This is a genomic window from Pseudothermotoga sp. (assembly GCA_025060105.1).
Taxonomy (GTDB): domain Bacteria; phylum Thermotogota; class Thermotogae; order Thermotogales; family DSM-5069; genus Pseudothermotoga_A.
In genome coordinates this window covers 81,527-104,914 of the sequence record JANXCS010000008.1, presented here as the reverse complement: position 1 = coordinate 104,914, position 23,388 = coordinate 81,527, and the positions used below count along the sequence as shown (strand labels likewise).

At 44.4% G+C, this 23,388-nt stretch carries 23 protein-coding genes and 1 pseudogene; 16 read left to right on the top strand and 8 right to left on the bottom strand.

The window, feature by feature from the left end:
• Positions 1–118: 118 nt before the first annotated feature.
• From hemW to NZ875_08330, 6 genes are read left to right on the top strand one after another with little or no spacing between them, the layout of a single operon-like run.
• Positions 119–1,213 carry a radical SAM family heme chaperone HemW gene (hemW, locus tag NZ875_08355; GenBank protein MCS7175744.1) on the top strand — a complete coding sequence of 365 codons (1,095 nt, stop codon included), beginning with the start codon at positions 119–121 and terminating at the stop codon, positions 1,211–1,213.
• Positions 1,214–1,217: 4 nt separating this feature from the next.
• Positions 1,218–1,799: a flavin reductase family protein gene (locus NZ875_08350; GenBank protein MCS7175743.1), complete on the top strand. Its 582-nt coding sequence runs from the start codon at positions 1,218–1,220 to the stop codon at positions 1,797–1,799.
• The gene (locus tag NZ875_08345) at positions 1,796–2,797 is read left to right on the top strand and encodes a bifunctional oligoribonuclease/PAP phosphatase NrnA (GenBank protein ID MCS7175742.1); all 1,002 of its coding nucleotides are present in this window, start codon (positions 1,796–1,798) and stop codon (positions 2,795–2,797) included. Before NZ875_08350 ends, NZ875_08345 begins: the two co-directional genes overlap by 4 nt.
• The gene (locus tag NZ875_08340; GenBank protein MCS7175741.1) at positions 2,763–6,818 is read left to right on the top strand and encodes a diguanylate cyclase; all 4,056 of its coding nucleotides are present in this window, start codon (positions 2,763–2,765) and stop codon (positions 6,816–6,818) included. The genes NZ875_08345 and NZ875_08340 overlap by 35 nt, the downstream gene beginning before the upstream one ends.
• Positions 6,811–8,961 carry a ribonuclease R gene (rnr, locus tag NZ875_08335; GenBank protein MCS7175740.1) on the top strand — a complete coding sequence of 717 codons (2,151 nt, stop codon included), beginning with the start codon at positions 6,811–6,813 and terminating at the stop codon, positions 8,959–8,961. Before NZ875_08340 ends, rnr begins: the two co-directional genes overlap by 8 nt.
• Positions 8,939–9,685, top strand: a complete 747-nt coding sequence (locus NZ875_08330) for a lysophospholipase (GenBank protein ID MCS7175739.1) — start codon at positions 8,939–8,941, stop codon at positions 9,683–9,685. Before rnr ends, NZ875_08330 begins: the two co-directional genes overlap by 23 nt.
• 3 nt (positions 9,686–9,688) lie before the next feature.
• Here NZ875_08330 and NZ875_08325 read toward each other — a convergent pair whose 3' ends face one another.
• The 7 genes and pseudogenes from NZ875_08325 to NZ875_08295 all read right to left on the bottom strand — a co-directional run bounded on the left by NZ875_08325 (position 9,689) and on the right by NZ875_08295 (position 13,978).
• Entirely contained in the window at positions 9,689–10,054 is a 366-nt protein-coding gene (locus NZ875_08325; GenBank protein MCS7175738.1) for a M23 family metallopeptidase, read from the bottom strand.
• A 120-nt stretch (positions 10,055–10,174) separates the two neighbouring features.
• Positions 10,175–10,519: pseudogene (locus NZ875_08320) on the bottom strand (LysM peptidoglycan-binding domain-containing protein).
• Between the two features lie 46 nt (positions 10,520–10,565).
• Positions 10,566–11,606, bottom strand: coding sequence for a chemotaxis response regulator protein-glutamate methylesterase (locus NZ875_08315; GenBank protein MCS7175737.1), 1,041 nt, complete (start codon positions 11,604–11,606; stop codon positions 10,566–10,568).
• Positions 11,588–12,031 (bottom strand): diacylglycerol kinase family protein, encoded by a 444-nt coding sequence (locus NZ875_08310; GenBank protein ID MCS7175736.1) that lies wholly within the window; start codon positions 12,029–12,031, stop codon positions 11,588–11,590. Before NZ875_08310 ends, NZ875_08315 begins: the two co-directional genes overlap by 19 nt.
• Position 12,032: 1 nt before the next feature.
• On the bottom strand, positions 12,033–12,665 hold the full coding sequence (locus NZ875_08305) for a 2-oxoacid:acceptor oxidoreductase family protein (GenBank protein ID MCS7175735.1): 633 nt from the start codon (positions 12,663–12,665) through the stop codon (positions 12,033–12,035).
• A complete protein-coding gene (locus tag NZ875_08300) occupies positions 12,640–13,461 on the bottom strand; it encodes a 2-oxoacid:ferredoxin oxidoreductase subunit beta (GenBank protein ID MCS7175734.1) in 822 nt (273 codons plus the stop codon). The genes NZ875_08305 and NZ875_08300 overlap by 26 nt, the downstream gene beginning before the upstream one ends.
• Positions 13,424–13,978 carry a dCMP deaminase family protein gene (locus tag NZ875_08295; GenBank protein ID MCS7175733.1) on the bottom strand — a complete coding sequence of 185 codons (555 nt, stop codon included), beginning with the start codon at positions 13,976–13,978 and terminating at the stop codon, positions 13,424–13,426. The genes NZ875_08300 and NZ875_08295 overlap by 38 nt, the downstream gene beginning before the upstream one ends.
• A gap of 301 nt (positions 13,979–14,279) precedes the next feature.
• Here NZ875_08295 and NZ875_08290 point away from each other — a divergent pair, with 301 nt between their 5' ends.
• From NZ875_08290 to hisS, 10 genes are read left to right on the top strand one after another with little or no spacing between them, the layout of a single operon-like run.
• On the top strand, positions 14,280–14,813 hold the full coding sequence (locus NZ875_08290; protein MCS7175732.1) for a cupin domain-containing protein: 534 nt from the start codon (positions 14,280–14,282) through the stop codon (positions 14,811–14,813).
• Between the two features lie 16 nt (positions 14,814–14,829).
• Complete coding sequence (speD, locus tag NZ875_08285) at positions 14,830–15,240, top strand: adenosylmethionine decarboxylase (protein MCS7175731.1); 411 nt, start codon at positions 14,830–14,832, stop codon at positions 15,238–15,240.
• Positions 15,237–16,109: a polyamine aminopropyltransferase gene (gene speE, locus NZ875_08280; protein MCS7175730.1), complete on the top strand. Its 873-nt coding sequence runs from the start codon at positions 15,237–15,239 to the stop codon at positions 16,107–16,109. The genes speD and speE overlap by 4 nt, the downstream gene beginning before the upstream one ends.
• The gene (locus tag NZ875_08275; GenBank protein ID MCS7175729.1) at positions 16,106–16,912 is read left to right on the top strand and encodes a 50S ribosomal protein L11 methyltransferase; all 807 of its coding nucleotides are present in this window, start codon (positions 16,106–16,108) and stop codon (positions 16,910–16,912) included. The genes speE and NZ875_08275 overlap by 4 nt, the downstream gene beginning before the upstream one ends.
• Entirely contained in the window at positions 16,882–17,391 is a 510-nt protein-coding gene (locus NZ875_08270; GenBank protein ID MCS7175728.1) for a DUF501 domain-containing protein, read from the top strand. Before NZ875_08275 ends, NZ875_08270 begins: the two co-directional genes overlap by 31 nt.
• 33 nt (positions 17,392–17,424) lie before the next feature.
• On the top strand, positions 17,425–17,979 hold the full coding sequence (locus tag NZ875_08265) for a sigma-70 family RNA polymerase sigma factor (protein MCS7175727.1): 555 nt from the start codon (positions 17,425–17,427) through the stop codon (positions 17,977–17,979).
• On the top strand, positions 17,976–18,329 hold the full coding sequence (locus NZ875_08260; protein MCS7175726.1) for a hypothetical protein: 354 nt from the start codon (positions 17,976–17,978) through the stop codon (positions 18,327–18,329). Before NZ875_08265 ends, NZ875_08260 begins: the two co-directional genes overlap by 4 nt.
• 23 nt (positions 18,330–18,352) lie before the next feature.
• The gene (locus NZ875_08255) at positions 18,353–19,168 is read left to right on the top strand and encodes a hypothetical protein (protein ID MCS7175725.1); all 816 of its coding nucleotides are present in this window, start codon (positions 18,353–18,355) and stop codon (positions 19,166–19,168) included.
• Positions 19,169–19,177: 9 nt separating this feature from the next.
• On the top strand, positions 19,178–20,830 hold the full coding sequence (locus NZ875_08250) for a radical SAM protein (GenBank protein MCS7175724.1): 1,653 nt from the start codon (positions 19,178–19,180) through the stop codon (positions 20,828–20,830).
• A gap of 21 nt (positions 20,831–20,851) precedes the next feature.
• Positions 20,852–22,117, top strand: a complete 1,266-nt coding sequence (gene hisS, locus NZ875_08245; GenBank protein ID MCS7175723.1) for a histidine--tRNA ligase — start codon at positions 20,852–20,854, stop codon at positions 22,115–22,117.
• Here hisS and NZ875_08240 read toward each other — a convergent pair.
• Positions 22,114–23,388 (bottom strand): serine hydroxymethyltransferase, encoded by a 1,275-nt coding sequence (locus NZ875_08240; GenBank protein ID MCS7175722.1) that lies wholly within the window; start codon positions 23,386–23,388, stop codon positions 22,114–22,116. The two genes, hisS and NZ875_08240, sit on opposite strands and share 4 nt — an antisense overlap.

The following is a 23,388-nucleotide window of genomic DNA, read 5'->3' as shown; positions in this document are numbered from 1 at the left end:
GTGTTGAGTCAAGATCAACCTTCTCTTGGTATCAGAGGTGAATGGCTTGGAGAGAAATTCAAGGCTGGTGTGTGCTTTGCAGATGGAAAATTTGTTTTCAGAGTCAGTTTCTGATAGTATGGGGTTGTACATACATGTTCCGTTCTGCAGAAGTAGATGTATCTATTGCGATTTCGTGTCTTACACAGACTTTTCCAAAGTGGAGGAGTACTTCGAAGCGCTTTGGAAAGAATTGAAGCTTTGGTCGGAGCACTTCTCTTCGCTGAGCATTGATACTATCTACATAGGTGGTGGTAGTCCAAGCGATGTTCCGTTCAATTTTTTAGAAAGAACTCTTTCTCATGTTCAGAATTTTTTCAGCTTGAAAAATGATCCCGAAGTTACTGTTGAGATCAATCCAAACTGTGAGTTTGTTGAAAAACTCAAACTGCTGGGCGTCAACAGAGTAAGCATAGGTTTACAAGCGGCGGATGAAACAGTTCTACGACGCGCAGGTAGGAGACATTCTTTGGGTGATTTTTTCAAAGCCTTTGAGCGTGCCAGAAATTTTGCAAAAATGAACGTTGACTTTATAGTGGGACTACCAGGTGAAAGTGAAGAAACAATAAACAACGATATACGAACTATCGAGGAGCTGAAACCAGACCACGTTTCGATCTACTTGTTGGAAGTGCACGAGAAAAGATTGGAAACACCTTCAAGGGACGTCATGATGGAACGTTATGAACGCTTCGTCGAAGCAACACAGTCTATGGGTTATTTTCGATATGAAATCTCGAATTTTGCCTTAAATGACAAATTTTGCAGGCACAATCTCAAGTACTGGAGAAATGAGAATTACCTTGGGGTTGGTGTGTCTGCGGGTGGTCATCTTGGTAATATCAGGTACGTTAACACTCCAGATTTGCACGATTATGTTTTGAGGATTTCAAGAGGTGAGCTGGCATTTGAGTATTTTTCGAGAAACGATACAGTGCAGGAACTCAAAGAAACTATATTCATGGGTTTGAGACTCTCAGAGGGTGTCAGTGTTAGGCGACTGAAAAAAATTTGTCCATGGTTCGATCCCAATGCTCTGTTTTCGGACCTTTTTGGTGAATTGCTCGAACTCCACGATGACCGGTTGAGACTCACGAAAGAAGGTTTTGACCGATCGTGTGAGGTTCTCGCCGATGTCATAGATCGTATCTCTTCGATGGCCGTTGGGAGGTGAAAAAATGGTCTTTGCGGAAACACTACAGAAGTACAACCTTCATTATCCAGCGAACGTCGCGTTGATATGCAGTATGTACGAAGAAAGAGTCAACGTGATGACCGCAGCTTGGCATACGCAATTGTCGCACGATCCACCTCTGTACGGTGTTTCCATCTCACCTAAGCGTTTGACCCACGATTTGATCCTCGCATCGAAGGAGTTCACCGTGAATTTCATAAGATACGATCAAAGCAGGTTGGCTTCCTTCGTTGGAAAGACCTCTGGGAGAGATATCGACAAACTCAACGTTTTCGAGATAAGTCTCACCAACGGTAAAAAGGTCAAGGTTCCAATCCTGAGCAATTGTTATGGAGCGTACGAGTGTAAACTCGTTGATTTCAGACGAACGGGGGATCACACTTTCTTTATAGGTTTGATAGTCGGTGTCCATTATGATCCAAACGCCTATGCTCAAACGTTGAACGTTCAACCTACACTCTATCTTGGTTCCGACAACTACGTCACAGTGGATTTCTCCACCAGAAGAATGCATGATGAAAAACAGGTGAAAGATTATCTGTCTAAGTGGGTGCAGGGAGGATGACGAAATTCTGTTCTGTGATTTCAGAACTTGTTTCGAGGGATAACATACTGGTTCTCGGCCACGTGATGCCGGATGGAGATGATATAAGTAGTGTAGCTTCACTCACCGAAGGTCTTAGAAGAATCGGTAAAAATGTGAGGGCAGGTATTGACAGTGTAATACCCTCCTATTACAAGCTTTTTTTCGCTGTCAATTCAATAGAAACGTTCGAGCAACTCTGTGGTTTTCAACCAGATTTGATAGTTGTGGTGGATTGTTCATCTCCCGACAGAGTTGGAAGATTTCAAAGTTTGCTTAGAACGGCAAGATTGATCGTTATAGATCATCATGAAACCAATTTAATGTTTGGAGATTTGAACTTGATCGATATTAAAAGTGCGTCCACCGCTCAAATGGTTTATAATATCAACAAAGCTATTGGCATCACGTACGATTCAGAACTTGCCACAACGAACTATTTGGGTATAGCAACTGATACGGGTTTTTTCAAATATTCCAACACGGATGCAACTGTTCTGAAAATTGCGGCAGAACTAGTCGAACTCGGAGCAAAACCGTATTTTGTTGCATCTGTGATTTTGGAGAATAAAACGATAGAACAATTGAAGCTACTTGCAAGGATGATCGACCATACAGTGATTGAGGAAAAGCTAGCTTATTCTTGGCTCAGTTATGAAGATTATTCAACGCTCGGTTGTACGGAAGACGACAGCAGTGGTTTTGTCTCAGAACTCAGATCAATCAAAAGTGTTGAAGTTGCAATTCTGTTCAGTGAGTATCCGAAAGGTGAAGTTCATGTGAGCTTTAGATCAAAGCAATGGTTGAATGTGAGCAAGATTGCTGCTGCACTGGGTGGTGGGGGTCACGCACGAGCAGCTGGGTGTTCCTACAAAAACGCTGATATCAAGAGAGTGATGGATGAGGTGCTGAAGTTGACTCGAGAAGCTTTAGTGGGGAGCGAATATGAGGTTGGTCAGATTCCTCAGGCAAACCTATAGTGGAGACGAATTTTTGGTCGTCGCTGACGATGTTTATAAAAGATTGAAAGTCATAAAGAAGGAAGCTGTGGGGGACAGAAAAGAAGAGCTTGCGGACTTTCTGGCGAAGCTTTCAAGGTTGAAACATCCTGCGGTGGTACCGATCGAAGGCTCGGATTTCAGATCTGAATTACCACAGGTGTACTTTGCTTACTACGGAGGAGAACAAGTGAATCTCACAGATCCTAATGAAAAAGAAGAGTTCGCCAAGTTTTTGTTGAGACTACTGAGAGAATTCGTGCACCACGGGATCGTGATACCTGTTCTAAGCTTACAAGACTTTCTGAAGAAAGAAGACTACTACATGTTGCCACCGTGCTGGCGCAATCCAAAACAATTGCCTGAAGATTCGTCAGTTTTTGTAGCTCCAGAATTCGCTCGCTATGGTGTTGCAAATGTTGCTTCAACAGCTTACGTGTTTGGCAGGATGATCCTTTCACTCTCTAAGAGTGAATCCGTCGCAGATATCGTGACCAAGTTCGTTCAAGAAGATCCTTCCGAAAGAAAACTGCATTTCGTGATGACGACCAATCTTCTCAACGGGCTCACCGAGCGTGTCAGGATCAGACCCGTTGTACTCGCCCGTGAACAAGAGGAAAGGATTCTTCAACTCGTCGATGAAAGAAAGCCTAAACTCAACACCATTTTGGTCTATGGGCCCCAGAGAAGTGGGAAAACCACTCTGCTGAGCACCGTAGCAGATAGACTGAGACATATGGGTATTCCAAGCGTGTGGCTCACGAGTGTAGAGATCTTAGTCACGGACTTGGTTCAATTACTCAGTGATGAAATTTATTCATCTTTGGATGAAGAGACAAAAATGAATATAGATAAATTCATGGCATCAAAAGAGTTAACGTCCGACGAAGTGATCCTCACAGTGGCTAAGATTTTGAACAAGATGGAAACCATTGCTTTAATTGTAGACGATGCTCACGAACTTCAAGCGAGTTTGAAGACCCTCATAAAAAATCTGAGCGAATACGTATACCCAAAGGGGCATATTCTCCTTCTATCTTGTCTACACAGCGATGTTGATTTACCAATCGATGCCAAGTTGGAACTCACGGCGCTGAACTTTAAAGAGACATCTAGATTGGTTTCACAATCTTTGGCCATCGATGAGAAGAGCATACCTATCGAATTTCTGAATTGGTTGCACACTGTGACTCAAGGTTTGGCGGGAAAGATCGTGGAAGTGATCAAAATCCTTGCAAAAGAGAACAGGTTGAGCATCGTTGAGAATCGTCTCTACGTGAATGAATCGATGCTTCCACCCAATTTGGACCAGATTCTCGATCTTTCTGTCGAAAAATACAAAAAATCATCCGCAGCTTTGCTGGCACTCTGTGGAGAAAAATTCACACTCGAAGAGGTTAAAGTACTCGGTGAATCGCTTGCCTCGGATTCGAAATCTTTCAGCGAGTCGTTGCGGCAAATGATGAGGGATGGCTTGATTTACTTTGAGAACGATCGTTTCAGATTCACACTTCCAGAGATCTGGCATTCGTTGTATGAAAATGTGGAAAAGTCGATCAGGGAAAGAACACACCAGTTTATGTCGATGAAGATTTCAAGCCAAGAGAAAAGAGCTTGGCATTTGAGGATGCTTGGTAAAACTGCATCCGCTGCGGCGCTGTATCTTTTGGCTGCAAGGCGGGAGATCTCTTCGTACGGTGATATATCCGCAGCCATCGATTATCTTTCACGCGCAAAAGAACTGACAAGAGATAGGGTCAGCTATGCTTGGGTCAGTTTGAATTTCAAAGCCTTAGCCATTAAGGGAGAAGCGAAACGCCTCAAAAGTTTTGCTGAGATGTTGAGTGGAGATAAACGATTCGTCTTCTTCAGATATGCTGCTTTAGTCTTGGCAGGTGAATTGAGTGAAGCGATCAAATTGGAAGGTCAAATCGATTTTGATGGTAAAACTGTTTATTCTCGATTGTTCAGAATATCGTACATGATCAGGAGAAAACTCAGGACTGGCGAAAGAGTAGAGCAAAAACTTGTGAAAGAGCTTTCGATATTAGTTTCGAGTCTGGGGGATTCACCATTGCACAAGAAGTTGAAAGCTTCTGCTTTGATGTTGCTCGCGCACATCAGGGGTATCGATTCAATCCAGGCTTTAGAAATACTAAACAACGCGAAAACTCTTGCTGAAACTGGATCTTTTTACGATGTTCTTGCAGAGGTGCTCCTTCTACTTGGAACACGTTTGACAGCCACTCCTGAAGCTCAGCGGTTGTTCGAACAAGTTGTTGAAATAGCGAACAAAATCGGTTCTCAAGATCTTGCAATGAATGCTCTCAGCAATCTTATGTGGACGAGCCTATACAAAGCTGAAGTCGGAAAGATGTTTCAAGTCATGCACAGATTGAGGCATTTGGCGATGATGACTGGTAATGCTGCAACCGAAGCTTACACTTATTTTGTTGAATCACAGTACCATACGTACAACAAACAGTTACACGAAGCTTTAGAAGATCTCGAAAAAGAAAGAACCATCGAGAGGCAGATTGGAATAGAAGAGCGAAGTTTGAGGGCGATTGTGGCAGCATACGCGCTGTGTGGTCAATTGGAAAAAGCGAAACAGTTGGTGATTGAGAACAAGGATAATCCTGCGCTGAACAATCTGACCTTCGTTGAATTCAGAGATCTAATATTGGCCGAGGATGACGAGCAATTACTGCAAGCTTGGAAGAAGTTCGTGAGCAAAGAGCATTTGTACTGGATGGAGGAAGCTTGCCAAGCGTTCGGAGAGAAAATAGTTTTACTCGATAGAGAATCTTTCTTCAATTTTGCCGAAAAACTTGAGAAAGAAGAAATAAAAAGTGGAGCGTTTTTATCGCTCGCTCAGGTTTTCGAAGGTATGGCTTTGGCGTACAAAGCTTTGAAAGAAGATCTGATGGCTTTGAATTATGCAGAGCGCGCTATCACGATTTATAGGACACACGGTTTTGACTCCGCCGCCAACTGGCTTGAAAACAAATTAGGTATGTCTTCGCAACTGACGAAACTCATGCGTTTGATCCAGGTTGCCACAGTGAGCGAAGAGGAATCTAAAAATATCATCAAGGATTTACAAGTAATCGCCAGCAACTTCATCGATGCTTATGCAGTTTCACAGTATGCGCTCGACACACTCAAAGTGGTAGATCCGCAAGATGAGTTGAAATCGATATTAGATTTTCTTTTGTCCAGGATGATGAACATGTTACCTGTGAGTTCAGCTTCTCTCGCTTTGCTGGATGGATCGGGAAGGGTTGTGGAAGTTTGTAGTTTCAACGTATCGTCAGTTCCAAAAAAGCCTGTTTTGTCCTACGAACCTTTTGAAGTTCATCGCATCGCACAGTTACCATACAACTATAAACTGTCCATCTATCTTGCAAACAAATCTTTGTACGTCAGTAAAGCGTACGGAGAGAGTTTGATGAGGATCGTTCTGAATTTACAGGAAGTATCGGTTCATATCCTCAAGAATGCGATATTTTACAGGCGCAGTATCACTGACCCATTGACGGGCCTTTACACCAGATGGTACTTCATGCACAGACTGCGCGAGGAGTTCGAAAGAGTCAAAAGGTACGGCGGAAATTTCTCGGTCGTGATGGCAGATATAGACGATTTCAAAAAGATAAACGATACGTACGGACACAAGATCGGAGACGAAGTACTCAAGTTCATATCGTCTTTGATGAAGAGCTACACACGCGTGACGGACATAATCGGTCGTTATGGAGGAGAAGAGTTCATAATCATATTACCTAACACCGACAAGGAGAGCGCGGCGAGGGCCTGTCAGAAAATACTCTACGGAATGGTGGAGATGAATCCGTTCGAATTCAGAGTGACGATGAGCTTTGGTGTGTCAGGTTATCCAGAAGACACAGTGTTTGAACCAGACGAGCTCATCGTTCTGGCGGACAAAGCTATGTACATTTCCAAAGAAAGGGGTAAGGCTTGTGTCACGGTCTATGGATGAACTCAAAGAAGCGATTTTGTCGTTGATTGAAAGTGATCAAAAATGCACGCTCAAAGGTATCTACAAAGCATTGAAGGTGAAATCGAAAAGTGAAAAACAAAGTGTGCGGAATGCAGTGAAACAACTGCTCGAGGAGGGAAAACTGGTCAGGGATGGGAAGGGTTACTACCATCGAACTGAGTCAAGCAACATCGCTGTTGGTATCATAGAGTTTTCCAGGAGAGGGAGTGTTGCTTTCGTTACGACTGACGATGGGCGAGAAATAGCTATACCTGTGGAGCTTAGTTCAAGCGCCATGCACGGCGATAAGGTCTTACTAGAGATTGTCGGAAAATGGCGCAACTTACCTATGGGGAAGATCGTCCGTGTCCTAAAGCGTGGTAAGGAGCGCATCGTGGGTGTTTTTGATTTGAGAAGAACGTTCGGCTTCGTGATCCCAGATGATCCTAAAATCAACTACGATTTCTACGTTCCGGTGGAGTGCATCAACGGTGCGAGGCCTGGCCAGCGTGTCATAGCTAGGATAACCAGATGGCCTAGAAAAGGTAGAAATCCAGAAGCTTGTATCGAAACCGTCCTTGGAAACGTGGATGATCCAAAGACCGATATACCGGCTGTGATGGCGAAATACGAGCTGACCGATAGGTTTCCCGACGAGGTATTGAGAGAACTTGAAGAATTGCCAGATGATGTTAGGAAGGAAGACATTGTCGGTAGACTCGATTTGAGAAATGAGGTCATCTTCACCATAGATGGTGAGGATGCGAAAGATTTTGATGATGCCGTCTCTATCAAAAAACTTCCGCGTGGCAGATACCTGTTGGGTGTTCACATCGCCGATGTTTCGCACTATGTGAAAGAAGGTTCTGCTCTCGACAAGGAAGCTTACCGACGTGGAACGAGTGTATATCTTTTGGACGTTGTTGTACCGATGCTTCCTTTCAAACTTTCGAACAATCTCTGTAGCTTGATGGAGCAGAAAGACAGGCTCACTTTTTCTATCGAAATGGTCATAAACACTGAGGGGGAAGTGCTCGATTTCAACATATCACCGAGCGTGATAAGAAGTAAAAAGAGATTGACTTACACCATCGTCAACAAATTGCTTGAAGGTGACGAATCCGTAGAGCGAGCTTTGGGAAAAGAGATTTCCGATTCGTTGAAGCTGATGCATGAACTTTCTTTGATCCTCAGAGAAGCTCGGCAAAAAAGAGGTGCCATAACGGATATAGAAGGTGGTGAAGTGGAAGTTTTGATGAATGATAAAGCCGAGGTCATCGATATTGTGCCGAGGAAGAGGGGGCCTGGTGAAATATTGATCGAGGAATTCATGATAAAAGCGAACGAAACAGTCGCAGAAATTTTTCACAACGCTGGCCTCCCGTTCGTGTACAGAGTGCACGAAGAACCTGATCCAGAGACCATACTACAGCTGAAAGAGTATGTTGAGGCGCTCGGTTTGAGGATAAAATTTCCAAAGAACGTTCATTCTAGTGTTCTTCAAAGAGTGCTCCAACTTGTGAAAGATCATCCTCTCCGTTCCAGTGTTGAAAGGTTGATGGTCAGATCCATGAAGCGTGCTATGTATTCTCCAACCAACATAGGTCATTTTGGACTCGCCTCGTACGCTTACACTCACTTCACTTCACCCATAAGACGTTACCCCGATTTAGTTGTGCACAGATTGTTGAAGCTCTATTTGAAGCAGGGAAACAAATTCACAGAAAAGCAAATAGAGCTTTATTCAAAACTTTTGCCGAAAGTCGCTGAGCATTGCAGTAGGAGAGAGAGAATCGCTGACGAAGCGGAGTGGGATCTGCTGGCAATGAAAAAGGTCGAGTATATAAGCAAACACATGGATGAAATCTTTGAAGTGGTGGTCACGAATGTGACGAGGTTTGGATTGTTCGTTGAGATCCCAGACAAACTCATCTCTGGTCTCGTTCACGTTTCGACATTGGATGATTATTACGTATACGACGAAAAAAAGAATATTCTGATCGGTGAAAGAACAGGAAAAATTTTCAAAATAGGCGATACTCTCAGAGTGAGGGTTTTGAGAGCAGACAAGATTACTGGAGAAATAGATTTCGAACTAGTGGAGGAAGAGAAACGTGTGGATGAAAGAGTTCCAAGGAAATGATGGACACGTAATCTTGGTGCACGGTTTGGGGGAGCATTCCAAGAGGTATACGTGGCTCGTTGAGTTGCTCCAACCACGTTACGGTATCACCTTGTTCGACTTGCCTGGACACGGGGAGAGTGAAGGAAAGCGTGGGCATACAAGTTTTTCGGAGATTTTCAAAATACTCGATGAATTGGTGAGTAAGCATCCAAACTGTTTCCTCATGGGTCACAGCCTAGGAGGGCTCATCGCGATCCGCTATGCACAGTTAAAAAACAAGTTGAGTGGATTGATAGTGACCTCGCCTGCCTTAGAACTAGCGAATGCGAATGCCATTTTGAAGACAATCGCTTCGATACTTTCTGCACTCTCATTGAATTTGACTTTCGACAACGGGATAAATCCAAACGATCTATCCACGAACCCCATCGCAGTTCAAAAGTATGTGTCAGACCCGTTGGTTCACAGAAAAATATCTGCCAGATTGGCTGCAGACATTTTTAAACACAGCAAACTTGCTTTGAAAGAAGCGCACAAGGTGAGAATACCTTGTTTTGTTGCTGTAGGCAGTGAAGATAAGGTGACTTTAGCGAGTGGGGCAAGGCGATTTTTCGAAAGTCTCGAAGTGAATGATAAGTGTCTCAAAGTCTACGAAGGTTCTTTCCATGAGCTGTTTGAAGATGTAAAAAACGCTGAAAAATTCAAGCAAGATCTTTTGAGATGGATCGTTTCGCACAGTTGATGTTCATTCACCACCCATACCTTCTGTACCTTCCCTGAGCACATAAACTCTTGTGGTGGAAGGTAAATAAGCGAGAGGATTTACAACTTCTTCTTTACTCAAAACTTCGATTTCAAAGTGCAAATGTGGTCCTGTGCTCACCCCGGTGCTACCAACCCTACCGATCAGTGTGCCACGATCCACTTTTTGGCCAACATAAACGGTGATCTTAGATAAGTGTGCGTATCTGAATATTTCTTTAGAACTCCTTACTTCGACCAAAAGACCATATCCAGATCTTTCACCTGTGAAGACGACCGTGCCTGGGGCGGAAGAAAAAACGGGTGTACCTTCCGGAGCTGCTATGTCTATCCCGGAATGGAAGGACATCTGCCGGGTTACAGGATGCCGGCGCCAACCGAAAGGCGAAGATATCACACCGAAGGTTGGCCATATGTAACCTTTTTCAATGTTGAAAGCTTTACCGATGCTGGCGGTAGGGATGAAAAGTTTTTGACCGACGGAAATGTTATCGCCGGTCAAGTTATTCGCTTGCTTTATGTCTGAAACGCTGGTGAAGAAAGCTTTGGCAATGTTGTAGAGAGTGTCACCCCTTCTGACTGTGTACAGGATACCTTCAGGTTGTGGTATGATCAATTTCTGGCCAACTGACAATTTCAAGGGATTGACATTGTTCCAATCCAGGATCGTGGAAGGAGATACTCTGAACTTTCGAGCGATGTCGTACAGTGTGTCACCTTGCTGAACGAAATAAGTTACTGTCAGGAACCCCCCGAACGCGGTGACAAGAAAGAAGAACACAAACAAAAAGCATGAAATCCTTCGCACACTCATCTCCCCTCTGTTATATCTCTGATATATTATAGCAAGCAGGTCTATTTCAAACCAACTCGACCAATTTTTCCGCTATTCTATCGGCTGGTAAGACGTAATCAGCGTAACCTTCCTCCACCACAGCTTTTGGCATGCCATACACTACACATGTAGACTCGTGTTCTGCTAAGACTTTTCCACCGTAGTATTTGACCTTGAAGGCACCTTTGGCACCGTCTCTGCCCATACCGGTGAGTATCACCGCGATCGTGTTGGATTTGTATATCTCGGCCACTTTCATCAATGTGAAATCCACGGCGGGTCGAACGTTGTTGATCTTCTCCGATTTGTCCAAATATATTTGAACGTTCGAGTTGACGGTTTTCACACCCATGTGAAAATCACCCGGTGCTACGTACACTACACCTCGCTTAACAGTTTCGCCGTCTTCAGCTTCCTTGACGGGGATCTTTGAAATAGAGTTGAGCCTCATCGCCAAAGATTTTGTGAACAATGGTGGCATATGTTGAACCAGAAAGATTGGAGCCGGAAAATTCGCTGGGAGCGCTGGTATTATCGCGTCTAGAGATCTCGGCCCACCCGTTGATGAACCTATGACGATCGCCCGTTCTGTGAGGGATATTTTTTTCACCATTGGTGTTATGGATTTGAAAGTGAGTTTCGAAGCTGCACGCTTGGGATCGATCAACATGGAGTTTCTGATTTTCTGGACCAGTTCGTCGGCAACTTCTCTGAACGTGAGAGAGGTGGATCCAGATGGCTTTGTTAAAAAGTCCACCGCACCGATTGAAAGAGCGGTTATGGTGATGTCAGCACCCTCTTCAGTTAGACTACTCACCATTATGACCCTCACAGGATATCTTTGAACAATTTGTCTCAAAGCTTCGATCCCATTCATTCTTGGCATCTCAACGTCTAGGGTGACGACATCGGGTTTCTTTTCCTCAATTACCTGTAACGCCTCGAGTCCATCCTTCGCAACGCCGATCACCCGCATATCAGGTTGAGAATCGATTATATCCTTCAAGACCATCCTCATGAAAGCTGAATCGTCCACAACGACAACTTTTATTTTTTCCTGCGCCACGCTCTTGTGAACCTCCCGAACAACGATATGACCGGGAAAAAGAAAACAGATATCAAAGCAACAAATTTCCCCACGGATTGATCCCAGTGAAAGAACGCTTTGCCGAGTATAATCGTTCCCACAACTATTGCAAAAAGAGAATACCACAGAACGATTCCAGCGGCAACATCTTTCACGAATTTTACACCAGGATGTGGTTTTGTTTCGTAAAGGTCCATAACTGACTCGATGAGTGTGTTGAGTAGTTCCGCACCGATAACAGAAAAAACCGCAAAAATGAGCCAAAGTAGTTCATTCGCCGTCAAATCGAACATGTATGATGAAACCAACACGGCTGAACCAACAACAAAATGTATCTTCAAGTTGCGCTCTCTCTTTATTGCCTCAGCGAAACCTTCGATTGCATGGATGAACGAGGAAGACATCTCACTCAAAGCCGAGTGTCCTGACTTTGTGTTCTGATCTGAATCTGTATTCTTTATTGACGGACGAGTACCCATACTCTATCGCCTCGATGTTCATCTTGGCGTACCTTTCAGAGATGATCTCTTCTACAGCTTTTCGGAGTGAATCCAGGCTCACTATTTGCGTCGCTTTCACGAGCGCACCGAGACCTATCATGTTGGACACAATTGGTGTTTTGAATTTCTCTATGGCGAATCTTTCAAGAGGTAATGCGATGATTTTCTTTGTAACAGACAGAATTTTCTGAGGAATGCTCTGCAGAAAAGTGTAATCCAGCAGTACAACACCGTTGACTCTGAGCAATTTGTAGTAAGCCTTCACAACGTCTGGGTGCATCAGATACATCACGTCGAACTGTGATGCCTCTGGAAAATCGATCCATTCATCACTGATCAAAACGTCGCAATGGCTTATACCACCTCGCACTTGAGCACCGTACAATTGAGTTTGAACCACGTGTTTGCCATCGAAAACGGCTGCCTGGGCGAGTATTCTTCCAGCCAAAACACTGCCTTGCCCTCCGCTCCCAGCGATCCTGACGGCAATAGGCTCGTTGAGTGCCATTTTTTCACTCCTTTCCAACAGTAGCTTCAATGATTTTTGCGTATCTGTCGTGGAAGGTTGGCTTTTCCTCCACATGGAATTCTCCAATGATTATCTTGTCTTTCAGCTCTTCTGGGTTCATGTTTTTCGATCTTTCAAGAGTTATGGAGTTTTTCTTGAAGTACTCTATCATCTGTGGCGCATCACCTATCTTGTTGTAACGACCGTAGTAAGTGTGACAGTTCGTCATGGCCTCCACCACAGCTGTACCACGATGACTCAGCGCGCGCTTTATGTACTGTACAAGGAGAGGATAATGATACACAGTTGCTCGCGCCACATAGGTGGCACCAGCAGCTATCGCCATTTTCACGGTGTCGAACGGTGGTTCGGTGTTACCGAACGGTGCGGTGGAAGCGATTTTTTCAACCGGTGTTGTGGGTGAAACTTGTCCACCCGTCATGCCGTAAATCATATTGTTGAACACGATGATCGTGAGGTCTATGTTTCTTCTACAGGCGTGAATGAAGTGGTTACCACCTATAGCGAGCAAGTCACCATCACCGCCCAAAACGACGACGTGAAAATCGGGCTTGGCGAGTTTAACACCGGTCGCGAATGCGACAGCCCTTCCATGAAGTGTGTGTAGTGTGTTGAAATCTATGTAACCTGTCGCGCGTGACGAGCAACCTATGCCCGAAACTGCCGCCATTCTATCTTTACTTATTCCCAAATCATGTACTGCTTGAAGAAAAGCTTTCAAAACTATACCGTTGCCACAGCCGGGACACCAAATCGTAGGCCATCTTTCATTCCTCAAGTAATTCAGCAACGCCTCGACTTTCAACTTCTTCACCTCCACTCATCTTTCGGGTTGATATCCCACACACGTTGAAAAAGTAATCTGTGAGGGGATCTGGATAATCATGCTGGTAAACAACATGTGATATGCCTGCGTTGATGATCAATCTCGCACAAACGGAACAGGGTTTCGTGGTTACGTAGATGGTTGCTCCTTTGGTAGATATACCGAATTTGGCAGCCTGCATCAACGCGTTCTGTTCAGCGTGCAAACCGAAACAAATCTCTTGATTTCTACCAGAAGGTATGGACAAAGCGTTCCTCACACAACCTATCGAGTCACAGTGTGGAAAACCCGAAGGTGGTTGGTTATAGCCAGTCGCTAAAATCCTGTTCTCTTTCACGATCACTGCTCCAACTTTCCTGTGAAGACAGGTGGATCTTTCACTCACCAGTTGACAAATGCGCATGAAATAAACATCCCATGGCACTCTGGTGTCTTTAGTTTTGGAGAAATTCAGCTTTTTCAGATATTCACGTAATTCGTTCGTTCGGTCGTTCATCATACCAATTACAATAATACACCTTTGAAGAAAATTGGCAAAGCTGATATGCCACTCATTCGAATGAGAAACAACCGAAAAATGTGCATGATACACATCAGAAGAAGTCAAGTATTCAAGACGACATGAAAATTCAGTAGCACCGAGTCTAGAACTGTGGAGATCTCTTAAACATTTCTTAAACATGTTCTCACATCATCCGCGAACGAATGGACGTATAATGACTACGTAACTTGACTAAGTGTGCTTATAATACTTAACAGGGTAGGAAAAACCGTCCCACAGTGTTAGAGGTGTCATTATGGATGTGGGTGAAAAAATCAAGCGGCTCAGGTTATCGAGAGGCTTAACACAAGAGGAGCTCGCAGCTCGAACGGATCTTTCGAGAAGTTTCATATCGCAGCTTGAGAGCAACAAAACTTCTCTATCTCTGGATACACTGGAGAAAATACTCAGAGCCCTTGGAACGGATTTGAAAGCGTTCTTTTCTGATCAGGAGGAAGAGAAAATAGTGTTCAAAAAGGAAGATAGAGTACCGCTCTACGATGAACCAGAAGGCGTGACTTCTTTCCTACTCATGAGTGATGTGGAAACGAAGAAGATAGATCCGACGCTTGTGGTGCTCGCGCCTGGAGCGCAGACGGAAGAAGAAGGATATCACGAAGGCGATGAGTTTGGTTACGTGTTACAGGGTAAAGTTGATCTGTGGTTGGATGGTGTGAGGTACAGGCTTTCACAGGGAGATTGTTTCTATTACAGAGCGGACAAGAAACACATGCTTAAAAATCCCAGTAAAAAGAAAGAGGCTATGGTCCTCTGGATTGAAATAGATTGAAGGGGAGGGATTCAAAATGGAGAAAAGCTTGGGTAGGCATCTGATCGCGGAATTCTATGACTGCGATCCGCGCGCCATCGACGATGTGGAATACGTGGAAGAAAAAATGAAGAACGCCGCGATAATAGCAGGAGCGACCATTGTCGGTAGCTCTTTCCACAGGTTCCTCCCCTACGGAGTGAGCGGCGTGGTGGTGATCAGTGAGTCGCACTTGACGATCCATACTTGGCCAGAATACGGTTATGCGGCTATCGATCTGTTCACGTGTGGTGAAGACACAGACCCGTGGAAGGCTTTTGAGTACTTGAAACAAGTGTTCAAAGCCAAAAGAACGCAAGTGTTCGAACACCGTCGGGGAGACTATAGGATGATAGGTATACCAGCTGAAGCCTCGCACAAAGCTGTTAAAGGAGGGGCAAAGGCATGAACGAAAAACTGCTCGCGGGTAAGCATCTGTGGTATTTCGAATATTACACCGGCGGTGACGTTGGTTTGTTCATGAGGATCGCTCGTATGGTTCATTCCGAGCAAACACCAATCCAGAGGATTGACATCTTCGACAATCCCACTCTAGGTAGAGTGTTCGCGCTGGATGGAATCACAATGACGACTGACAAGGATGAGTTCATGTACCATGAGATGCTCGCACACGTTCCGATGTTCACACACCCGTGTCCTAAAGATGTGCTCGTCATAGGTGGTGGGGACGGCGGAACACTCAGAGAAGTGTTGAAACACCCAGAAGTTGAGAGGGCCGTACTGTGTGAGATAGACAAGCGTGTTGTGGAGGTTTCGAAAGAGTATTTGAAAACTGGAGAAGTCTTCAATAACGATAAAGTAGAACTAGTTTTCGAAAATGGAGCTGAGTACATCAAAAAAGTCAAGAACCAGTTCGATGTCATCATAATCGATTCGACGGATCCGACGGCTGGAGAAGGTGGACATCTCTTCACTCAAGAATTCTACAAGGCATGTTTCGATGCTTTGAAAGACGGTGGAATTTTGAACGCTGAAGGCGAGAACGCACTCTATGACTTCAGCTGGGCGAAGATCGCTTACAGGCGTATCAAAAGCGTTTTCCCAGTAGTGAGGGTTTACTGCGGATTCATGACGACCTATCCTTCAGGTTTTTGGTTGTACATGTTTGCTTCCAAAGGGCTCGATCCGTTGAAAGATTACAGATACGAGGCGGCGAAGGCCATGTCTCAAAATCTGAAATATTACAACGAAGAGTTGCATAAAGCGTGTTTCGTGCTGCCGAATTTCATAAGAAAGGGCCTAGAGGGAAGTTTGTGAAGACCAGGAGTGTAACTGAATGGTTGCTCACTTGCCCTGACCCAGAAGAAGTTGAAAATCTTCTTCTGGGTCTTAATTTTCTGAATTTTGCAATAGAGTCTACCGACGATGGGAATTTCGCTCGAGTTTACACTGATGACGAAACCATCATCGATGAACTGTGCCAGAGACTCGGTTGTGAACTGGTTCAGAAGAGAATAAGTCAAGAACGTGATTGGTTCAAGTATTTGCAGCTCAAACCTTTCGAAATCGCTCCTGGAATTTGGATAGACCCAACACATAAGTTGAGGAAAGATGCGATCATCATCAAGATGAAACCCAGTGTGGCCTTTGGCACGGGGGATCATCCGACGACCAAACTAGTCGCACGCTTGATGTACAATTACTTAAAAAGTGGCGATCGAGTGCTCGATGTAGGCTGTGGCACTGGGATTCTCTCCATCGTCGCCAAAAAACTCGGCGCAAGAAAGGTGATCGCCGTTGACAACGATCCTGTAGCTGTTGAGATAGCCTCAAAGTTTTCACGCATAAATCGAGTTAAAATAGAGGTGAAACTTTCGGATCTTTTGGAAAATGTGGACGGTAAGTTTGATCTGATAGTTGCAAATTTGACGACTGATTTGGTGTTGAAACTTTTGGAACGAATAGAAAAAGTGATGCATAACCATTCAGTGGTGATCGTTTCAGGTATCTTCGCCATCGATACAGAGAGAGTGAGTACATTCGCATTGCAGCGTGGTTTGAAAATCGATGAGGAGGCTGAGCTGGAAGGTTGGAAAGCGTTCGTTATGAAGAAATGTTGATGCTTGAAAAACAATTGAAGAGAAAAATCTCTGGTGTGAGGCGCATCGTAATGAGATGCAATTATGGATTTCCCGTTGTTATAGAAAACGATTGTGAAATCGATGGGAAGCCTTTTCCTACGCTTTTTTGGCTTGTGTGTCCCAAATTGGTCAAGGAAGTTTCAAGGCTCGAAGCGAACGGTTGGATCAAGAAGTTCGAATCAATGATAGAACAAGATCAGGAGTTTAAAAGATCATACATTCAAGCGCACGATGTCATCAGAAAACTCAGAAACGACGTTTTAGAGAAAGAAACGATCAGAAGGATCTTTTCGGAAATGGGCACTGGAGGGATACGTAACCTCGAAAGTGTGAAGTGTCTCCATCTACACGTGGCGGATTATTTAGCTGGTGTCATGAATCCCGTTGGCGAGAGAATTTTGAGCATGGTTGGAAAACCTTTTTGTGAAGACAACCGTGTTATATGTCGTGAACTCTGAACGGCGTGGGTTGGTCAAAATAGGAGGAAGAGGATGCGCGACGAGGAACTCATCGAGGGATTGAGACGTGGTGATGAAAAAGCTTTTAGAATTCTTTATAGAGAGTACGCAGGAAAGATAGGTTCGATCGCAAGATCTTACATTGGTTCGGATGACGTTGACGATGTGGTACAAGATGTGATGCTCAGGATATTCAAAAGTATAAAGAAGTTTAAGGGAGATTCAAAACTTTCAACGTGGATATATAGAATCGCAGTCAATGTGTGCAAAGATTATCTTGCCAGGTACAAAAGAAGGAGCGAAGTTTTGACGGATTTTTCAGAAGATGAGGAACATCCAACACAACATCCGGTTTCCGATTCAGACACCGAAACTTCCGTTACGGGTGAACTCGAATACGAGAGGATCATGAACGCTTTAGATAAACTATCACCTGAAGATAGGTTGCTGATAAAGCTACGCGACGTGGATGGCTTGAGTTATGAAGAGATAAGCAATATAGTTTCGAAACCTATAGGGAGTGTCAAAAGTAGTCTACATTATGCGAGAAAAAGGTTGAAGAAGTTGCTGGAGGAGGCCAGTGAATGAGTGAGGAAAAGTTCAACGATTTTCTTGATGGCGAGCTTGACCAAGAATCTTTGGACGCCAACACAAAGAAAGACCTTGAGATCTACTTTGAAGTTCTGAAAGTTTTTCGAGCAAGGTACGACTACAAGCCGAGCCCAAAGCTCGAAGAAAAGATCATGAGAAGACTCATCAAGCCTCGCAAAATTCTCTGGGAACTCGCTCTAGGTGTAGCCATGTTCGCTACAGTTTTCTATGTGATTTTCAACGTGATCCCGAAACAGAATATCAAACCCATCACCGAGGAAAACAGAGTGGTTTCTGAGCTGTTCGATTATCTGAGTTTAGTCAAACTGGTGGGAGACGGATTCTGAATAAACTGGGAGAGCATACACCGATGAAGAAAACGCTGTTTTTTTTGCTCTTCACCATAGCGACTGTACTGTTTGCACAATCTTTCATTGAATTGTATTTGAACGCCTCATATTTTGGAAGAAGGGTCGTGGTTGAAAAAGGACCAACTGGAAAGAACCGTATAGAGATGGTGTACAGATGGCCCAACGATAAGATCGTTCACGTTTTAGATCCTGTGTTTTTGGTTTGGGCAAAGCGCTCAGGTTTTTTCATTTTGGGTCAACCGAACAATTACCGCAATTCCCCACTGGAGATACTCGACCTTGAGGACCTATTCGTAAGACAGCTTCAAGAGCAAGGAGCATCTAAAGTAGAAAAGCTTGACGGCAAGTACAAGGTGATCGTTGAATCGAATTCAGGACTCTTCACAGCTTTTATAAAAGAATCTGGTTTGCCAGAGAAAATAACGAGAGTTTTCAACGGTGTCACAACCGAGCTCACTTACGAACACGTTGAAACTTTGAAAGAAAGTTTTGAGCAAGTTGCTCAACGTTACGGCATCAGTCCCACTGGAGAGAGTGTGAATTTACCGAATGAGATCAAGCTGATATTGGCGAACGTTAACTGGTACACGGTCTCGAGATTGAAGATAGGCGAAGAACATGTTGTCATGATCATCGCGAACTACAAGTCAGGATCTGTCATAAAGATGGTGTGCTCCTCGAAAGAAGTGACGGTCAACACTGAACAGAACGAGCAACTTCTCAGAATCAGGGGAAAAGATTATTATCTATATCTGGTCGCTCAGGATCCAAACGTGCTCGAAGAAGTGAAGGTTTTGCTGACCAAGGAGAAATGATTTTGTTCGATGCGCGCATTGATCGTTGATGGTTACGTTGACGAACCTGCTGCTTTGGGAGTTCCTCCTTATGTGAGTCATTACGTGAGGTACGCCGCAGGAGTACTGATGATGAAATCTTTCTCTGTTGATTACTTCACCATAGATCAGATCAGAACTTGGACGGATCTTAAACCGATCAAAAACTATGATCTAGTTTTGATCGTTGGTGGTGTGGCAGTACCGGGAAGATACGTTGGAGGAGAACCGATAAAGCCTCACGAGGTAGAAAGGATCTTCACCAGTTGCTCAGATTCATGCTTGCGCCTACTTGCTGGTCCATACGCACAGTTTCAAGCAACTGAGGGTGGATCCTTCGCAAAAACCTCCGCCTTAAAAGCAGACATTCGTCTCGGGCCAGATTTGGCTGTGGAATTGTACAACGTTCTTTTTGAAAAGAAGAAGTTTCCCAACGATTGGGCACTTGTGAGAGAAGCAAGTTTACTTGGAGCTTCCTTGGTAAGGCAACATCCTCGTTATCCAAACATTTTATGTGAATTAGAACTTTCCAGAGGCTGTGAGAGGATCACTCATTGTTCTTTTTGCATAGAGCCCGTGTTCTATCCGAAGTTCACTTCAAGGCCCGTTGAAGATGTCATAGAGGAAGTTAGAGAGCTTTACAAGCAAGGTTGCAGAGCGTTCAGGTTTGGACGTTCTGCCAACGTTTTGGCTTATTACTCGGACAGAAATGGGGGGAAACCTGTTCCGGAAGTTTTCGAAGAATTGTATCAAGGTATAAGAAACAGCTGTCTGAATCTTGAGGTACTGCACCACGACAATGCTAATCCAATGTACATTGTCGATCATGAAAAAGAGTGCTACAAGATTTTAGAAATCATGGTTAAATGGAATACACCAGCGGATGTTTTGTCCTTTGGTGTCGAAAGCTTTGATAAGAACGTTCTCAAGAAAAACAACATCATGATTGATCCGGAGCGAGTCCTCAGAGCCATCGAAATAGTAAATCAAATAGGTGGCGTTAGAGTTGAGGGTGTTCCGAAGCTTTTACCTGGTATCAATCTGTTGTATGGTTTGATAGGTGAAACAAGATTGACTTACGAAGAAAACTTCAGTTGGCTCAGAAAGATCTTGGATAGTGGTTTACTTGTCAGGAGAATCAACATCAGGCAAGTCATCGTGGAACCTGGTACACCTCTCTGGAGGTACGCCCAACTGAAAAAGTTAAAAGGTCCGGATTCCAGACTGTACAGATTCTACAAAGAACTCATCAGGCGAGAAATAGACATACCTATGTTCAAGCGAGTTGTGCCGGTGGGTAGTATCTTAAGAAAGGTCTATCCGGAGTATCGAGAAGGCAAGTTCACTTTCGCAAGGCAGCTCGGTACGTACCCCTTCTTGGTTGGTATACCGGGAGAGGTTGAAAAACCCATAGATGTGGTAGTAGTTGACCACGGTCCAAGATCTCTCACAGCATTGAGATTTCCTTTCTATTTGAACGAAGCCAGTCACGAAGAACTCAGATGTATTCCAGGTATCGGTGAAAAAAGAGCTAGTAAAATAATCCTCAATCGTCCTATCAAAGATCTTCATCAGTTGAGTCAAATTGTGGAAGATAAGGATGTTTTGGACACTTTTCGAAGAATCGGTGTCGTGCTATCATGAAGCAGAGGAGGGAGCATTGAATTGAGGTACGAAAAAATAAAGGGAACACAGGACATATTCGGTGACGAAATCGACTATTGGTATTTCATCGAGGAAAATGCGCGCATCGTGGCGAATCTTTATGGTTATCGTGAGTTGAGGACACCCATCATTGAGCCTACGGAGTTGTTCGTGAGGAGTGTTGGTGAAGACACCGATATAGTTCAAAAAGAAATGTACACATTCATAGATAAAGGCGGTCGGAGCATCACCTTGAGACCTGAGGGCACGGCACCCACGGTGAGAGCTTTCATAGAGAACTCCATGTTGAACGCAGGTTTACCCCAAAGGTTTTTCTACATCGGTCCCATGTTTCGTTACGAGAGGCCTCAAGCGGGTCGTCTCAGACAGTTTCACCAATTCGGAGTTGAGTTGATAGGTTCCGCACATCCATCTTCCGATACTGAAATATTGTTGCTCGCTGAACATTTTTTAAACAAGATCGGCGTGCGCGATCGTGTTCTACATTTGAATTCGATAGGTTGTCCAAAGTGCAGGCCAGTGTATAGGCAGAAATTGAAGGAATACTACGAATCGCACGTTGACGAATTGTGTGAAGATTGTAAAAGACGGATGGAAACCAACGTGCTCAGATTGCTTGACTGCAAGATAGATGTGGCAGTTGCTGAACGTGCTCCGAAATCTTTCGAATTTTTGTGTGAAGAGTGTCAATCTCACTACGATGCATTGAAGAAAAGGTTGTACGAACTGGGGATCAATTTCGTCGAAGATGGTACCCTCGTGAGAGGGTTAGATTATTACAACAGAACCGTCTTCGAGATAAGACATAAAGAGCTTGGAGCCCAAAACACAATCCTGGCAGGTGGTAGATACGATGGTTTGTTTGCAGAGCTCGGTGGTCAGAGCACACCAGCTCTTGGTTTTGCATGCGGAATAGAAAGACTCATATTAGCGCTGAAGATTCACGGTATTCAGGTTCCTCAAAAAAAAGCTTGTTTCGCCTACGTTGTTTGCATCGGCGAGAAGTCCTCCATCGAAGGATTCAAAATCGCCGAGGAACTGAGGAAAAGAGGTGTTCCCACAATAACAGACGTGAGTGACAGGAAACTCACCGCTCAGTTGAGACATGCAGATAAACTCGGAGCCAAAGTGGCTTTGATACTCGGTGATGAAGAATTGTCACGCTCAGTTGCTCACGTGAAAATACTAGATAAATTCACACAAATAGAAGTCAGTCTAGACGTAGCGACAGACTACATCGTCGAACTTTATCGCTCCAATTTTTAAAAGTTTATCTTGTCCACGTAGAGTGGAAATCTCTCACACAGTTGCTTGACTTGCATTTGAACCTCGCTTTGAACGGAGTCTGAGATGTTCCCTTCTTCATCGAGGATGTTTGATAAGACCTTGTGTATCAAAAGAGCTATGTGTTTCATCTCGGTTTCACGCATGCCCCTCGTTGTGACAGCAGGGGTACCTATACGTATTCCGCTGGCAACGAAGGGAGATCTAGTTTCTTTGGGAATTGTGTTTTTATTCACTGTTATTCCGCATTTTTCGAGAGCTCTCTCTGCTGCCTTACCTGTCACGTTCGTAGATGTCAGATCGACGAGCATCAAATGAGTGTCGGTACCGCCTGAAACGATTCTCAAGCCGAGCTTCGACAATTCCTCAGCGAGTGTTTTTGCATTCGCGACTATGTGTTTTTGATATTCGACGAAACCTGGACTGAGGGCTTCCTTGAAACACACAGCCTTTGCGGCAATCACGTGCATGAGCGGTCCACCTTGCGTTCCGGGAAAGACCCATTTGTTGATCTGCTTGTAGAGTTCCGGATCGTTCGTGAGTATGAGACCACCCCTTGGACCTCTCAAGGTTTTGTGGGTTGTGGAAGTTACGATGTGTGCATATTCCACCGGATTCGGATAAAGTCCCGCGGCGACCAATCCAGCGAAATGGGCCATATCCACGATGAGGTACGCTCCAACTTCATCCGCAATTTCCCTGAATCTCTTGAAATCTATTATCCTCGAATATGCGCTTCCACCAGCTACTATGATTTTTGGTTTGTACTCCTGAGCCAACTTCATGACGGCATCGTAATCTATCATTTCCGTTTCTGGATCCACACCATACTGAACCACCTTGAAAAATTTTCCAGAAAAGTTCACGTTTGCACCGTGTGTGAGATGTCCCCCGTGTGAGAGACTCATCCCCATGAGTACATCTCCGGGTTCGGCAACAGCCAGATATGCGGCCATGTTTGCCTGCGAACCTGAATGTGGTTGAACATTCGCATACTGTGCTTTAAACAATTGTTTGGCTCTCTCTCTAGCGATTTCTTCGGCCTTATCAACCCATTCACATCCACCATAGTAACGTTTTCCTGGATAGCCTTCTGCGTACTTGTTCGTGAGGACACTGCCCATAGCTTCCATTACTGCTGGGGAAACGAAATTCTCTGATGCGATCAGTTCAAGGCCGTATTCCTGCCTCTTAAGTTCACCAACGATGATTTGATATATTTCAGGATCGATGAGTCTCACGTGCTCCCACAT